The sequence below is a fragment of the Bacillus sp. S10(2024) genome (assembly GCF_050473865.1).
Lineage (GTDB): Bacteria > Bacillota > Bacilli > Bacillales > Bacillaceae_G > Bacillus_A.
The window spans coordinates 4,512,013-4,526,751 of the sequence record NZ_JBFLUR010000002.1 but is presented as its reverse complement, the minus strand read 5'-3'; the positions used below and the strand labels follow the sequence as shown (position 1 = coordinate 4,526,751).

13 protein-coding genes and 2 other annotated features are annotated in these 14,739 nt (G+C 37.5%); of the genes, 1 reads left to right on the top strand and 12 read right to left on the bottom strand.

Going from position 1 to position 14,739, the window contains the following annotated elements; translation table 11 throughout:
• Positions 1 to 13: 13 nt before the first annotated feature.
• The 3 genes from infC to ytxC form a co-directional block, all read right to left on the bottom strand.
• Positions 14 to 517 carry a translation initiation factor IF-3 gene (gene infC, locus AB1280_RS23010; RefSeq protein ID WP_020060081.1) on the bottom strand — a complete coding sequence of 168 codons (504 nt, stop codon included), beginning with the start codon at positions 515 to 517 and terminating at the stop codon, positions 14 to 16.
• 62 nt (positions 518 to 579) lie between these two features.
• Positions 580 to 698: a sequence feature (ribosomal protein L20 leader region), on the bottom strand.
• 200 nt (positions 699 to 898) lie between these two features.
• On the bottom strand, positions 899 to 2,830 hold the full coding sequence (gene thrS / locus AB1280_RS23005) for a threonine--tRNA ligase (RefSeq protein WP_429757125.1): 1,932 nt from the start codon (positions 2,828 to 2,830) through the stop codon (positions 899 to 901).
• A gap of 50 nt (positions 2,831 to 2,880) precedes the next feature.
• Positions 2,881 to 3,107: a binding site (T-box leader), on the bottom strand.
• A 32-nt stretch (positions 3,108 to 3,139) separates the two neighbouring features.
• Complete coding sequence (gene ytxC, locus AB1280_RS23000) at positions 3,140 to 4,021, bottom strand: putative sporulation protein YtxC (protein WP_272186537.1); 882 nt, start codon at positions 4,019 to 4,021, stop codon at positions 3,140 to 3,142.
• A gap of 148 nt (positions 4,022 to 4,169) precedes the next feature.
• Between ytxC and AB1280_RS22995 the strand changes: the two genes are divergently transcribed.
• Positions 4,170 to 4,367, top strand: a complete 198-nt coding sequence (locus AB1280_RS22995) for a DUF4177 domain-containing protein (protein ID WP_429757124.1) — start codon at positions 4,170 to 4,172, stop codon at positions 4,365 to 4,367.
• 304 nt (positions 4,368 to 4,671) lie between these two features.
• On the opposite strand, the gene dnaI is transcribed toward AB1280_RS22995, so the two are convergent.
• From dnaI to polA, 9 genes are all read right to left on the bottom strand, one after another.
• Positions 4,672 to 5,610 (bottom strand): primosomal protein DnaI, encoded by a 939-nt coding sequence (gene dnaI, locus AB1280_RS22990; protein ID WP_429757123.1) that lies wholly within the window; start codon positions 5,608 to 5,610, stop codon positions 4,672 to 4,674.
• Positions 5,611 to 5,639: 29 nt separating this feature from the next.
• Complete coding sequence (locus tag AB1280_RS22985; RefSeq protein ID WP_272186534.1) at positions 5,640 to 7,028, bottom strand: replication initiation and membrane attachment family protein; 1,389 nt, start codon at positions 7,026 to 7,028, stop codon at positions 5,640 to 5,642.
• An 80-nt stretch (positions 7,029 to 7,108) separates the two neighbouring features.
• A complete protein-coding gene (nrdR, locus tag AB1280_RS22980; RefSeq protein ID WP_090916416.1) occupies positions 7,109 to 7,570 on the bottom strand; it encodes a transcriptional regulator NrdR in 462 nt (153 codons plus the stop codon).
• A 200-nt stretch (positions 7,571 to 7,770) separates the two neighbouring features.
• Positions 7,771 to 8,154, bottom strand: a complete 384-nt coding sequence (gene speD / locus AB1280_RS22975; RefSeq protein ID WP_170857660.1) for an adenosylmethionine decarboxylase — start codon at positions 8,152 to 8,154, stop codon at positions 7,771 to 7,773.
• Between the two features lie 370 nt (positions 8,155 to 8,524).
• Positions 8,525 to 9,553, bottom strand: a complete 1,029-nt coding sequence (locus tag AB1280_RS22970; protein WP_272186533.1) for a glyceraldehyde-3-phosphate dehydrogenase — start codon at positions 9,551 to 9,553, stop codon at positions 8,525 to 8,527.
• Between the two features lie 109 nt (positions 9,554 to 9,662).
• Complete coding sequence (gene coaE, locus AB1280_RS22965) at positions 9,663 to 10,265, bottom strand: dephospho-CoA kinase (RefSeq protein ID WP_429757122.1); 603 nt, start codon at positions 10,263 to 10,265, stop codon at positions 9,663 to 9,665.
• Between the two features lie 48 nt (positions 10,266 to 10,313).
• Positions 10,314 to 10,946: a sporulation membrane protein YtaF gene (gene ytaF, locus AB1280_RS22960; RefSeq protein WP_429757121.1), complete on the bottom strand. Its 633-nt coding sequence runs from the start codon at positions 10,944 to 10,946 to the stop codon at positions 10,314 to 10,316.
• A 179-nt stretch (positions 10,947 to 11,125) separates the two neighbouring features.
• A complete protein-coding gene (mutM, locus tag AB1280_RS22955; protein ID WP_429757120.1) occupies positions 11,126 to 11,956 on the bottom strand; it encodes a DNA-formamidopyrimidine glycosylase in 831 nt (276 codons plus the stop codon).
• Between the two features lie 12 nt (positions 11,957 to 11,968).
• On the bottom strand, positions 11,969 to 14,602 hold the full coding sequence (gene polA, locus AB1280_RS22950) for a DNA polymerase I (RefSeq protein ID WP_429757119.1): 2,634 nt from the start codon (positions 14,600 to 14,602) through the stop codon (positions 11,969 to 11,971).
• Positions 14,603 to 14,739: the final 137 nt, after the last annotated feature.

Sequence of the window (14,739 nt, the reverse complement as noted above, 5' to 3'; positions counted from 1 at the left end):
CCTCCTCTATTTATTACTTATCATTTTTCGGTGCTAAAACTAAGAACATACTGCGTCCTTCCATTTTTGGCTTAGATTCAATTGTACTAACTTCAGCACAAGCTTCAGAGAAGCGATCTAAAACACGTTGACCGATTTCTTTATGAGTAATAGCACGACCTTTAAAGCGAATAGACGCTTTAACTTTGTCGCCTTTCTCTAAGAATTTAATAGCATTGCGAAGTTTTGTGTTAAAGTCATGTTCATCAATTGTTGGACTTAAACGAACTTCTTTCATACTAATGATTTTTTGATTTTTACGCTGCTCTTTTTCTTTCTTTTGTTGCTCAAAGCGGAATTTTCCGTAGTCCATAATACGGCATACTGGTGGTTTCGCATTTGGAGCAACTAATACTAGATCAAGATTTACGTTTGCAGCCATATCTAATGCTTCTTGACGAGACTTAATTCCAAGTTGATCACCATTTGCACCAACTAAACGTACTTCACGTGCACGAATTTGCTCGTTAATCATCATGTCCTTGCTAATAGTAAGCCACCTCCAAGGTTTTATGGGAATACGTTTTGGGAAGGAAGAACCCAAACAAAAAAGTGCGGGCATATGACACCCACACTTATAATATCTCTAGTAAGAAATACTTACCTGCCAACTGCTTTCGCGTCAATCAGGTGAGAAGCGGGTGCTTCTACTTGTTCCACAAATCCGTATTCTATTATCCTTGATGATTTTACCATAGGACATGCTGTGTGTCAAGAAGTCAAACTTCTTAAGTAGCAACAAAAAATATTGTAACAAACAAAATGAATACATGCAACAGTTTTTTATATAAAGCGAACTCTGGTTCTTATTACCAATTCAAAGTACACAAAAAAGCCGCGGGCAAGCCGCGACTTTTTCTTATCGTTTTCCTTCAACTTTAATTAGGTCAACGAAAGCATCTAATGAGATTGTTTCTGATTTTTGTTCGCCGTATTTACGGACGTTTACACCAGTTTCAGCAACTTCATTGTCACCTACTACAAGCATATACGGAATCTTTTGCATTTGCGCCTCGCGGATTTTGTAACCAATTTTCTCGTCACGAGTATCCACTTCAACACGAATGCCAGCACGTTGTAATTCTTCTTGTACTTTCTTCGCGTAGTCTAAATGTACTTGCGGAGAAACTGGAATTACTTGTACTTGAACCGGCGCTAACCATGTTGGGAATGCACCTTTGTACTCTTCGATTAAGAAGGCAACAAAGCGTTCCATAGTTGATACAACACCGCGGTGAATAACAACTGGGCGATGATGCTTACCATCTTCACCGATGTAAGTTAACTCAAATCGTTCTGGAAGTAAGAAGTCTAGTTGTATAGTTGAAAGTGTTTCGTCTTTTCCAAGCGCAGTACGAACTTGCACGTCAAGTTTCGGACCGTAGAATGCCGCTTCACCTTCTGCTTCATAGTACTCAAGACCCATTTCATCCATAGCTTCTTTTAACATTGATTGTGCTTTTCCCCACATTTCATCGTCATCATAGTACTTTTCAGTATCTGCTGGATCACGATAAGATAAACGGAATGAATAATCTTCTAAATCGAAGTCTTTGTATACCTCTAAAGTTAAATTTACAACTCGTTTGAACTCTTCTTTAATTTGGTCTGGGCGTACGAAAATGTGCGCATCATTTAAAGTCATCCCGCGAACACGCTGTAATCCAGATAGAGCACCAGACATTTCATAACGGTGCATTGTTCCAAGCTCCGCAATACGGATTGGTAACTCACGGTAGCTGTGGATATCGTTTCTATACACCATCATATGGTGAGGGCAGTTCATCGGACGAAGTACTAATTCTTCATTATCCATTTCCATTGATGGGAACATGCCATCTCGGTAGTGATTCCAGTGACCAGAAGTTTCATAAAGGTCTCGGCTTCCTAATACTGGAGTATATACGTGGTCATATCCTAAGCTTACTTCTTTATCAACAATGTAACGCTCAATAATACGACGGATTGTTGCACCTTTTGGTAACCAAAGCGGTAAGCCTTGTCCTACTTTTTGGCTATTTGTAAATAGTTTTAACTCTTTACCTAATTTACGATGGTCACGCTCTTTCGCTTCTTCAAGCATACGTAAGTGCTCATCTAATTCTGCTTTTTTCACGAATGCAGTACCGTAAATACGTTGTAACATTTTGTTGTTGCTATCGCCGCGCCAGTAAGCACCTGCCACGCTTAACAATTTAAACACTTTAATTTTCCCTGTAGACGGAAGGTGAATACCGCGGCAAAGGTCGAAGAATTCGCCTTGTTCATAAATTGAAATAACCGCATCTTCTGGAAGATCGTTAATTAGTTCTAATTTTAGTTCATCGCCAATTTCTTCATAACGACGAAGTGCTTCCGCACGCGGTACTTCATGACGAACGATTTCTAAGTTCTCGTTCACAATCTTTTGCATTTCTTTTTCGATTTTTGGGAAATCTTCAACTGTAATCGCGTATTCCATATCGATATCATAGTAGAAGCCGTTTTCAATTACAGGCCCAATTCCAAGCTTCACATCTTTATATAAACGCTTTAATGCTTGCGCTAATAAGTGAGCTGTTGAGTGGCGTAAAATGTATAGCCCATCTTCAGAATCTAATGTAATGATAGAAATTGCACCATCTTGCTCAATCGGTGTAAGTAAGTCTACCATTTCCTCATTTAATTTCCCTGCAATCGCTTTTTTCTTTAAGCCAGGGCTAATAGAAGCAGCAATATCTTCAGTTGTTGTTCCTTTTGGAAATTCCTTCACAGCTCCGTCTGGAAATGTAATTTTTACTACATCTGCCATCTTTAATCACTCCTTTTTCATAGTCAAAATAAAAAACACCCATCCCTATAAAAAGGGACGAGTGTTGAATTCGCGGTTCCACCCTTGTTCCAGTTAACACATTGTTAACTGCTCAAGTTCATGATAACGGCACTTGCCGTCAGCAATTACTAGACATTCGTTCACTGCTGAAGTTCAGAGGTGGTAAGTAATAATCTCGTATTAAGAAGCTCACACCCTAAGGCTTCTCTCTCTGCGAATCGTAGATAACTACTCATGTCCTCATCGTAACATTTTGATGTATTCTCGTGTATGTACGTAATTATATGCTCAAAAATTTAGAAAATCAAGAGCGTTCCCTCTATTTTTAAATTTTGTCACATTCTTTTCAAACTCATGAAGCGCATATAACTGCACTCTCTCTTGAAATACATTTTGAATCGTTACAATCATATTATGATCTTGTTCCTTCACATACAGATGAATTTTTTCAGGCGCGATTGACAGAAGCGGTGCCATAACATTCGGATCAATATATACACCTTTTTGAGAGAGTAATTCTTCCTCTATATACTGAACAAGTTTTTCTTCTTTTAAACGTCGCCCCTTTTCATCATAAAAGATACAACTATCATTAAACACGAGATGCAAGCAAGACAAACGTGATTTTCGGCTGCTTACTTGTTGGCGAAGTGTTTCTACGAACATTTGATACTCTTGTTCTAACTTATATTCATCGATCGCCATCTCCGCCGTTCGATATAAAAATTCATTATACTTTCTCAAACGAAAACGAATATATGCTCCAAACGAAAAAGACATCGTATCATGCATCCAACCTTGTAAAGACGAAAGCACCAATTCTCTCCCTCTTTCTTTCGAAGGTGCATCAATTAATCCTTTTCGTTTCCCTTTTAAAATAGAATGAGCCATATGTAAAATTTGGTTTCGTTCTTCTCGCTCTTCATAATAAAATTTATCTTTTAAAATCGCACTTATCCATTCATCTTGTTTTGTGTTGATAATATATTGTATAAATACAGGAATGACCACCTTATCAATATATCGAGACTCTTGTATTGGTATATGAACAATTACTATTTGTTCGTACAAATAAATACTTATTTCTTCATATATATGATCTGTCCTTTTTTTAAGCTCTTTATATATAACAATAGCATCATTTTTTTCTTCGAAGCAGATTTCAATCACTTTTGTCCCCCCTTTTATAATTCTTGCTATTTCCATATATATTAGGGGGATGGACAAAAAATGATACAAGCTAATATGATTTTTTTATATTCACAGGCCATTTTCATTGTATAATTTTCTAAAAAGATTTTAAAAGGAGCAATACAATATGTACGAATACAAATTTGTAAAAGTCGAACTAAAATCCGCTCTAATGGCATCTAAACCAAAAGAAGATTATCAAACAATTATTACAGAACATGCTAAAGAAGATTGGCGCTTCGTACAAATTTTTGCTCCTAGTACAGCAGGAACTGGATCAGCTGCATATTTCGAACTTATTTTCGAACGAAAACAAACAATATAAAGTGAAACTTTAATCAGTGGGGGTTTTCTTCATCCTCCACTGATTATCAGCCCTCACCAATCGGGCGCATGCCAGCAGTTTATCTCCCACCTAACTTCTGAAGAAAAGTGGAAGCGGCTCGCTCAGAATCGCAGGACGCCCACGCACAAGGCGGAAAGGCGCTTTTTACCTCGTACGAAGAAGCGAAGCCACCGAACATTCTAGCCACTGGAACTGGACATCGATTTCCTCTTAATTTTGAGGTGGGAGTATTACTGCCCACGAATAGCAGGATAAAAAAAAGAGCAAGCTCACTGCTTGCTCTTTACGTATGCCTACGGTTTTTCCCGCCAATAGGAATCGGCTTCGCTAAATATTTAATACGCTCCATAATGCGAGCTGCTTTCATTTCTTCTTCTTCTCCGCGCTGTGTATACGTTAAATGATGCTCCAATTGTTTGAAATCAAAGTTAGATGTGAAAAACGTCGGTAAGTTCTCCAGCATACGGAATTGTAAAATCGCTCCAAGTACATCATCGCGCACAAAGCTCGACATCGCTTCCGCTCCAATATCATCTAACATAAGTACCGGAACACGCTTTACCGCATCAATTTTTTCGCTAATCGTATTATTTTGCAATGAACTTTTAATTTCACGCAAAAATTCTGGTAAGTAGACAATCATAGAACTAATTTTGCGCAGTGCTAGTTCATTAGCAATTGCCCCTAAAAGATATGTTTTTCCTACTCCAAATGATCCGTAGAAATAGAGTGCCTGCACTTTTTTCCCTACCTCATATTCACTTAAAAATTCATTTGCAGCACGAATCGCTTGAATACGCGGTTCTAAATCAGATGGATCTAAATTTTCCATCGAAGCTTGCAAAATATCGCTTGGCATATATACACTTTGAATCAATTTCTCATGCTTTTTCCGTTCATCATAAGCCACTTTTCTTACGCAACGATCATATTGAATATCAATCATCTTTCCTTGAATAATAAGCTTCGGTTCGTATCCTTGAATCATATTTTTACATGATTCTAAGTTTGGGCAATCTTTACATCCAACGCTCTGTCCAATGTACTCATATAGCTTCACAAGGCTGCGCTCAATCATCGACGTTGTTACTTCACCTTGATGTTCTTCTATAAATGCTTTCACACGCGGATGCGCCATTACCTCTTCTTTTAATACTTCATATCTATTCTTAAAATTTTCATTTTGCATTAACTTCGCAAATGTATTTTGAATTGGTTCCATTTCTTCACCTCAAAAGGAGCTCGCCTCTGTTAGTTTCGCTTATATTTTTTCAGCTCTTCCTCTAACTTTTTACGCTCTTCTTCTAATTTCCCTTGCTCTTCACTACGATGTGATGGTTTGCTATCTTCTGTTTGTTCCTTTAACCAGTCTGGTACAAGTTCTTTACGAACCGTTTTCTTCGTTGTCTTTCCTTTTTTCTTTGTTTCTGCCCATTCTTGATATTGGCGATTTTCCTCTTTCGCAAGTCCCATCGCTTCCGTTACGGTTGTAATTTTTTTACGAGCCCAGTGTCCGGCAATTTTCTCTACATACGATTTCGCTAACTTCATATCAGAACGAAGCATTACATAATAAATAAGTACATTTACAACACCTGGCGTTAATTTCTGACTCAACATCACATCTTCAATAATTTGCAAATCAGCCTTCGTCGGTTCAGCCCCGCCCGAAATTTCTTTTAATAACTCTCTTGGTGAAATTTCCTCTAACTGTTTAATGAGCATCTCTTCTTGTGTTGTCGGTTCTTTCTCCTTCATTGTCCGTGCATGCAATGGCTGCGTTCGCTCACTGAACTTAGGAAGTGCCTGTCCATTCTCAAATTGGTACCAATCACGCGCACCTTTTCGCAATCGTTCCATATCAATTGTATTATGCTCCGTAACAGCGCCAAGAACAATATTTTGCATGGATAACGGATCAATGCCGTATACGTAAGCTAATATAATCACACATTCACGCATCTGATCCGTAATTGCTTTGCGCGGCACAAGCGCGGATAATCCTTCTACAAATAATGAAAAATCAAAGAAATCATTCCAAATTTGCGGCGCATTCCCCTCTGCTCTGCTCGGCATCACAGTTGCATTTGGTATAAGCAGTTCTTCCTTGGCATGCTCAACTTGTCCTGGATTAAAAGAACCAAACACATCGTTAAAAGATCGTGTTACATTTTCATATGAAGCAAAGTCAAATTCTTCTTCTAAGAAATATTGCTTCACTTGATTATATTTCGCCTTGCTTAAGCGGTTATATAAAAAAATACTTAATACAATATCATCAAAAAATTGCTTTGGCATAAGCGGTGGCCGTAACTCATAAATAAACATGCGAATATCTTTTTCTTTTTTCACATACACATTTAAAAGCCCAATCGCCTCTAACTTTAGACGTTCTTCATAAATCTCCGGGAGCTGCATCTGCATTGTTACCATAATAGAATGATGTGTATTTTCTTTTCCAAATAAACGCTCCTGCTCTAACTCGCCCCACAACGTCATATATAGGCTAAAAGCTTTACTACCAATTAGCGGTTGATATAACATTGTCAGCACTTTACGATCATAGTTGCTGAGCAGCCCCCTTGCACTTACTTTATAACGGTCAATTGGCAACAGTTCCATCCATGACTGTCTTTCCATCCTTGCAAATCCTTTCTATCATCCATTCTTATTATCATTATGAGTGAAAAAAGAGCTAATAGCTTACGCTTCTAGCTCTTTTATTTTCGTTCTTTTTGAAGAATATCTTTCAACTCTTCAATAAATACGTTCAAATCTTTAAATTGTCGGTAAACAGATGCAAAACGTACATATGCAACATCATCAATATCTCGAAGCGCTTCCATGACCATTTCACCAATCATATCGCTTTTTACTTCTGACATTCCTAAGTTACGCAATTCCCGTTCTACATGTTGCGTGATTTCTTCTAATTGTTTTAACGTTACAGGTCGCTTTTCACACGCTTTAATTAAACCACGCAAAATTTTCTCTTTGTTAAATTCTTCTCGTGTCCCTTCTTTCTTTACAACAATAAGCGGCGGCTCTTCGACGCGTTCAAATGTTGTAAATCGATTGAGACAGCTTTCGCACTCTCTTCTTCTGCGAATTGATCGCCCTTCGTCAACCGGACGTGAATCCAATACTCTCGTACCATTGTGAAAACAGGATGGACAACGCAATCCATTCACTCCTTTACAATTTAATTTTATCTTAACAAAACTAAAACATTATAAACAAGAATTTTCTCTTCTATATTATAAACACTTAATCAAATATACTTATGTATAAACAAATTTCTTCTTATATTATAGATATAAAAAAAAACTAAAAAGAGGTGTATTATACACCTCTTTACATTTTAAATCAATTATCTTCTTTTTTAAAGAGCTTTTGTTTCTCTTTGCTTAATTTCGAAGCTACCTGTACCGCGAGGAAGTTCAATGCTCTCTCTCGTTTTTGCGCCTAAACCTTCAGCGATGTACTCTGCAGCAACATTTGGATCAATGCGGTCACCACAAGTATATACATCAATACTTGCATAACCATGCTCCGGAAAGCTATGAATTGTTAAGTGAGATTCAGAAATAATTACAACTCCGCTTACACCTTGTGGTGCAAATTTATGGAAAGCAACCTCACGTACTTCAGCGCCTGCTCGAAGTGCTGCATCCACAAATAATTTTTCAATATAAGGCATATCATTAAGCTTGTCGAAATCGCAATCCCAAAGTTCCGCGATTACGTGACGACCCATAGTATCCATAGTATCCATTCTACAGTTCCCCCTTGTTAATTTAATTTAACTGTTCGAATTGAAAACTAATTTGCAATTTGGCTTGCTCCACTACCACGGGGGAAAGTTAGTCCAGAGAGGTCCTAACCCTTTAAGCAGTGACTACCACCTCAGCTCTTAAGTTTACGAATGTTAGTATACTTTGTTTATTTTTATTTTGCAACAACAGTTTTTTATTTTTTCAAATGACATTTTCCCATTTATTTTTCTAAAAAAATAGAATAGCTCCGAAACCACAGTAATCATAGCTGTTCTAGGTGATTTACACAGAAAAAATATGTAATATTTTTCTATTATAAATAGAAAAAGGACAGGCTAACGCCTGCCCTTTTCTCATCTATTAAATATGTTGTACGTTTTCTTGTTTCGCAAATTGATCTACAACAAGCTTTACAAGATCTACAACACGACGAGAATAACCCCATTCGTTATCGTACCAAGCAAGTACTTTTACTTTTCTATCACCCATTACCATTGTGGATAAACCATCAATGATTGCAGAATGCGTATTTGTATTAAAATCTATAGAAACAAGCGGTTCATCGCTAAATGCAACAATTCCTTTTAATGCACCATTCGCAACATTCATAAATGCTTCATTAATCTCTTCCACTGTTACGTCGCGTTTTACATCTACAACTAGGTCAACAAGAGATACATTTGGCGTCGGAACGCGAAGTGCCATACCATGAAGTTTTCCATTTAAATGCGGAAGAACTTTTGCTAACGCTTTCGCAGCACCTGTCGTTGTTGGAATGATAGATTGGCCACATGCACGTGCTCTACGTAAATCTTTATGTGGATTATCAATATTTTTTTGGTCATTTGTGTATGCATGAACTGTTGTCATTAAACCGTTTTCAATTCCAAACTGCTCATCTAACACCTTTACAACAGGCGCTAAACAGTTTGTTGTGCAAGATGCATTTGAAATAACGATATGTTTTGTAATATCAAGTTGGTCGTCATTTACACCAACAACAATTGTAACATCTTCATCTTTTCCTGGCGCAGTTAAAATAACGTTTTTCGCACCAGCTTCTACATGAAGACTTGCTTTTTCTTTAGAATTAAACTTACCTGTTGCTTCAATTACAATGTCTACCCCTAGTTCTTTCCAAGGCAATTCTTTTGGATCGCGGTTGTTTAAAAGGCGAATCATTTTACCATCTACTAATAAATGATCTTCAAACGCTTCTACTGTACCATCAAATTTACCGTGAACTGTATCATATTTAATTAAATGTGCTAACGTTTCTGATGGATAGCTCGCATTAATCGCTACAATTTCGAATGCGCTTTCTTTTACTGCCTGACGAAACACCATTCTCCCAATACGTCCAAACCCATTAATTGCCACACGAATCATAATATGTTATCCCCCTTGATTGCGTTATACTATTCATCTCAAATCCCAATAATAGTATAACACAAAAAGAAGATATGTCACTAAACAATTTCATTATTTTCAAATTTTTTTATTTAATAATGTTCCATTCTTTTAAAATGCTACTTAATTGTGTTTTCGTTTCTTCGATTGTGCCATTATTATTAATCACTTTATCCGCTAATGCTACTTTCTCTTGCAACGGCATTTGCGAAGCAATTCGCGCTTTTGCCTCTTCTTCTGTAAAATTATTTCGTTCCATTAACCTTGTAATTTGCGTTTCATTGTCCACATAAACGAGTAAAATTTGATCGACAAGACTTGTTAATTTACTCTCGAATAAGAGTGGAATATCGAGCACAACCGCTTGCGTATTTTCTCTTATGTATCTATCCTTTTGTGCATTCATTTCCTTTCGTACAGCTGGATGCACAATCGCATTTAACAGCAACCTTTTTTCTTCATTGTAAAATACAATGTTGCCAAGTTTCGGGCGATTTAACTCCCCACTTTCTTCAAGCACTTCTTGTCCAAATGCTTCTACAATTTCGTTATACGCTTCCTTACCAGGCTCCACAACTTCTCTTGCAATAATATCTGCATCAATGACTGGAATGTGAAAACCTTGAAACATTTTTGATACTGTACTTTTTCCACTGGCAATGCCGCCTGTTAATCCAATTACAACTGTCATCATAATCCCCCTTATAATAAAAGACGTGAAACAATCGTTTCACGCCTCTTACATTTTCCAAATTCCAATAATAATAAGTAATACACCTGGTAAAAACGTGAACTTTTGTAACCATCGCATATTTGATAATACTGTTCCTACTTTCATTCCGCTGAACAAAAATAGCGAGCTCATTACCGCAACTAATCCTGCCATCATGAGCGGAGAATATCCAAGTAAAGATGCCCCAATCCCAGCTCCAAATGAATCTAATGAAAGTGCCATCCCAAGGAGAAGCGCTTCTATTCCAGAAATAATCCCAGACTTATCAAAATCAGCAACAGTCGGTTTTCGTAAAATTTGAATAACAAGACCAAGAGAAGCAATTTCTAAGTTCCAAACTTTTTCTTCTTGCAACGCATCCTCTTTTTTATCACTTTGAAAAAACTGATACAACACCCACGCACCGATTACTACAAGAACGAATCCTCCAATTCTTTTCGCTAGCACCGGTGAAAAAATTTGAGAAATCATATGTCCGATTCCCATTGAGAGTATCATCACAACAGCTGAACAAATTCCAATTACAATAATTGATTTCAGTGGAATCCGAACATTTCGGAGCCCGTACGTGAGCCCTACACTACAGCTATCTAAACTTAACGTAAAAGCTAATAAAATAAGAGAGAAATAATGATACATCGATAAGCTCCTTCCCTATATATAGCTTTGCTTATATATATGACAGAAGCCTATCCGATGTTATTGTGAAAAATAAATTGAAACTTCCATCAGTGAGGTTTTTTCACCTCCCACTGATGAAAAGCCCGCCCAATCATGCTTTTACGAGCAGTAAATCTTTTTACCGATGTTTCGTTTGTTTAACTTTTCGGCTGACAAGCTGGACAATAATGTGTACCTCGCCCACCAACAACTGTTTTTTCAAGTAAAGTACCGCACGTTTCACACGGCTCACCTTTTCTTCCGTATACATAAAGACGTTCTTGAAATGAACCAATCTTTCCTTGTGAATTCACGTACGTACGAATTGTACTTCCACCGCGCTCTACCGCTTCAGTTAACGTTGCAACAATTTCTTCATACAACGTTTCAAATTCTTCATTTGTTAAAGAAGACGCTTCTCGCTCTGGATGAATACGTGAACGAAATAACACTTCGTCTACATATATATTACCAAGGCCCACTAAAATACGTTGATCCAGTAAGGCAACCTTTACTTTCCTAGCAGTTTTCTGCAATTTTTCTTGTAAATACGCAGATGTTAACTCCGTTGAAAAAGGCTCCGGCCCTAAATCTGCAAGCGGCATAACAGTAAATTCTGTACCCTTTTCAAATAGATGCATCGTACCGAATTTCCGCACATCTTTGTAACGAAGTTCTGTATCGTCTGTAAAACGAAAACGGACGTGTGTATGCTTATCAACTGGATCCTCACTATCGCTAAGCATATACTTCCCTTCCATTCGTAAATGAGACACAATGACATAACGGGTTACATATATAAGAAGAAACTTGCCGCGGCGTCTGATCTCTTCAATCGTTTCGCCGCGCAGCATCTCTTTAAAAAGTTCAGCGTCATCTGGTTCTTTCACTAAATTTGGATATGTTACAATCACTTCTTCAATTGTCTTTCCTTTGACGAGCTCTTCTAGCGTTCGCCTGACATTTTCAACCTCTGGTAATTCTGGCATACTATCCCTTCCTTACTTTGCGTCATACCACGTTGGACCGTACGAATAATCAACCTTTAGCGGAACGGAAAGCTCAATCGCATGCTCCATAACTTCAGGTACAAGCTTTTCTAACTTTTCTACCTCTTCTTGCGGCACTTCAAAAATAAGTTCATCGTGCACTTGAAGTAGGAGACGTGCTTGTAACCCTTCTTCTTCTAATCGATCCGCCATAATAATCATTGCTTTTTTGATAATATCAGCAGCACTTCCTTGAATAGGTGTATTCATTGCAGTCCGCTCTGCAAAGCCGCGCACATTAAAATTACGACTTGTAATTTCTGGAATGTAACGACGACGGTTTAGCAATGTAGATACATAGCCTTTCTGTTTCGCCTCTTGCACAATATCACTCATATATTCCTTAACTCCTGGAAAGCTCTCTAAATACTTTTGAATGAAATCAGCTGCTGCTTTTCGCGTAATGCCTAGGTTTTGCGATAAACCATAGTCACTAATTCCGTATACAATCCCGAAGTTTACCGCTTTCGCTTGACGTCTCATATTAGAAGTTACATCATCCTTTTCAACACCAAACACATCCATCGCTGTTTTTGTGTGAATATCCATATCATGTTGAAATGCTGCCATTAAACCGTGATCTTTAGAAATATGGGCTAATACACGTAATTCAATTTGAGAATAATCTGCAGCAAACATAACCCAATCTTTTTCTGACGGAATAAACGCCTGACGTATTTTTCTTCCTTCCTCTAAACGAATCGGAATGTTTTGTAAGTTAGGTTCCGTTGAGCTTAAACGCCCTGTTTGTGTTAACACTTGGTTAAAGCGCGTATGAATTTTAGAAGAATCTGTATACACCACCTTTAATAATCCTTCGATGTACGTAGAATTTAATTTCCCTAACTGGCGATAATGTAAGATTTTCGGAATAATCTCATGATGCTCCATTAATTTTTCCAAAACATCCGCTGATGTAGAATAGCCTGTTTTTGTCTTCTTGATAGCTGGTAAGTTTAAGGTTTCAAATAAGATTACACCAAGTTGCTTCGGTGAATTAATATTGAATTCTGTTCCTGCAAGCTCATAAATTTCTTCTTCCATTTTCTTTAGCTGCGTAGCCAATTCATCCCCCATAGTGCGGAGGCGATTTGTATCAACTGTAACGCCCTTACATTCCATATCAGCTAATACACGACAAAGCGGCATTTCCAGTTCAGTAAATAATTCGTACTGCTCATTATGTTTCAGCTCTTCAGTAAACGTTTGCTGTACATCATATAATACATGTACTTTTCGTGCTACGTGTTCCGCAACAACTTCCAGCTCTGGTACAGCACGTTTTGCACCTTTTCCATACACTTCTTCATCTGACTGCACAGCATGCATATCTTTCATTTTCGCAACAGCACGGAAATCTTTATCTGTCTCTGCTGGGTCAAGTAAATATGCTGCAATTAATAAATCAAAGTCAATTCCCTTTATTTCATAGCCTTTCCACTTTAACGAAACAATTGCACGCTTTGCATCAAATGTATACTTCTTCATTTCTGGATTCGCTAACCAGTCCGTAAAAGCTTGTGATGATAAAGCAATATCAGCTGGAACAAAGTAACATCCATTTTCGTTTTGAATACCAAACCCTTGAATATCCGCTCCGTGATAATTATCCTCTTGCACTTCTACAATGATTGCGCTATCCTGCTGCAACATTTCTTCCGTTACTTCTTCTACAATTTCAAATGAAATATCTTCTAGTTCAGCTGCAGGTGTTTCTGCAACCGGTGCGCCTAACTTTGTTAAGAGAGAATGAAACCCTAAGTTCTCAAACATCGGGATTATATCACTATTCTCATATCCGTTATAAGCAATATCTTCTACATGGATTGTAACTGGTGCATCGGTAATAATTGTTGCTAACTCTTTACTCATCAACGCTTGTTCTTTATTCTCTTCAAGCTTCTCTTTTAATTTCTTACCGCTCACTTTATCTAAGTTTTCATATACAGCCTCTACTGTTTCAAATTGTGTTAACAATTTAATAGCTGTCTTCTCACCAACACCAGGGACACCCGGGATATTATCTGATTGATCTCCCATTAGTCCTTTCATATCAATAATTTGCTTTGGTGATAAGCTATATTTCTCAAATAACGTTTCTTTTGTATACTCATCTACTTCTGTAATTCCTTTACGCGGAATACAAACGCGCGTATTGTCTGAAACGAGTTGAAGTAAATCTTTATCTCCTGAAATCACTTTCACTTCAATACCTTGCTCACTTGCTTCTTTCGCCAATGTTCCCATAATGTCATCCGCTTCATAGTTCTCTAATTCGTAGCGAGGCACATGAAACGCATCTAACAATTCACGAATGAATGGAAACTGCTCTGATAATTCTGGTGGCGTTTTTTGGCGACCACCTTTATACTCGCTAAATGTTTTATGACGAAATGTCGTTTTCCCCGCATCAAACGCAACGAGCATATGCGTTGGTTTTTCTTCTTCTAAAATTCTCATTAACATCATCGTGAAACCATAAATGGCATTTGTATGTATACCTTTATCGTTATTTAAAAGTGGCAACGCAAAGAACGCGCGATACGCAATATTATTTCCATCAACTAAAACCACTTTCTTTTCCAAATGGAACAACCTCCCCGTAAAAAATTAAAACGATTTCTCAATCCAATAGAAAAAACCGTTCCTTTTCTTCTCTCTATATTACCACGACTGAAAGAGAGAAGAAAAACAACGGCTTTCTTTATAACTATATTTAACAT

Bases quoted from the DNA above. Each gene is read 5' to 3' on its own strand.
- infC (WP_020060081.1), bottom strand. From the start codon at position 517: ATGATGATTAACGAGCAAATTCGTGCACGTGAAGTACGTTTAGTTGGT.
- thrS (WP_429757125.1), bottom strand. From the start codon at position 2,830: ATGGCAGATGTAGTAAAAATTACATTTCCAGACGGAGCTGTGAAGGAA.
- AB1280_RS22995 (WP_429757124.1), top strand. From the start codon at position 4,170: ATGTACGAATACAAATTTGTAAAAGTCGAACTAAAATCCGCTCTAATG.
- dnaI (WP_429757123.1), bottom strand. From the start codon at position 5,610: ATGGAACCAATTCAAAATACATTTGCGAAGTTAATGCAAAATGAAAAT.
- AB1280_RS22985 (WP_272186534.1), bottom strand. From the start codon at position 7,028: ATGGAAAGACAGTCATGGATGGAACTGTTGCCAATTGACCGTTATAAA.
- speD (WP_170857660.1), bottom strand. From the start codon at position 8,154: ATGGATACTATGGGTCGTCACGTAATCGCGGAACTTTGGGATTGCGAT.
- AB1280_RS22970 (WP_272186533.1), bottom strand. From the start codon at position 9,553: ATGATTCGTGTGGCAATTAATGGGTTTGGACGTATTGGGAGAATGGTG.
- coaE (WP_429757122.1), bottom strand. From the start codon at position 10,265: ATGACAGTTGTAATTGGATTAACAGGCGGCATTGCCAGTGGAAAAAGT.
- ytaF (WP_429757121.1), bottom strand. From the start codon at position 10,946: ATGTATCATTATTTCTCTCTTATTTTATTAGCTTTTACGTTAAGTTTA.
- mutM (WP_429757120.1), bottom strand. From the start codon at position 11,956: ATGCCAGAATTACCAGAGGTTGAAAATGTCAGGCGAACGCTAGAAGAG.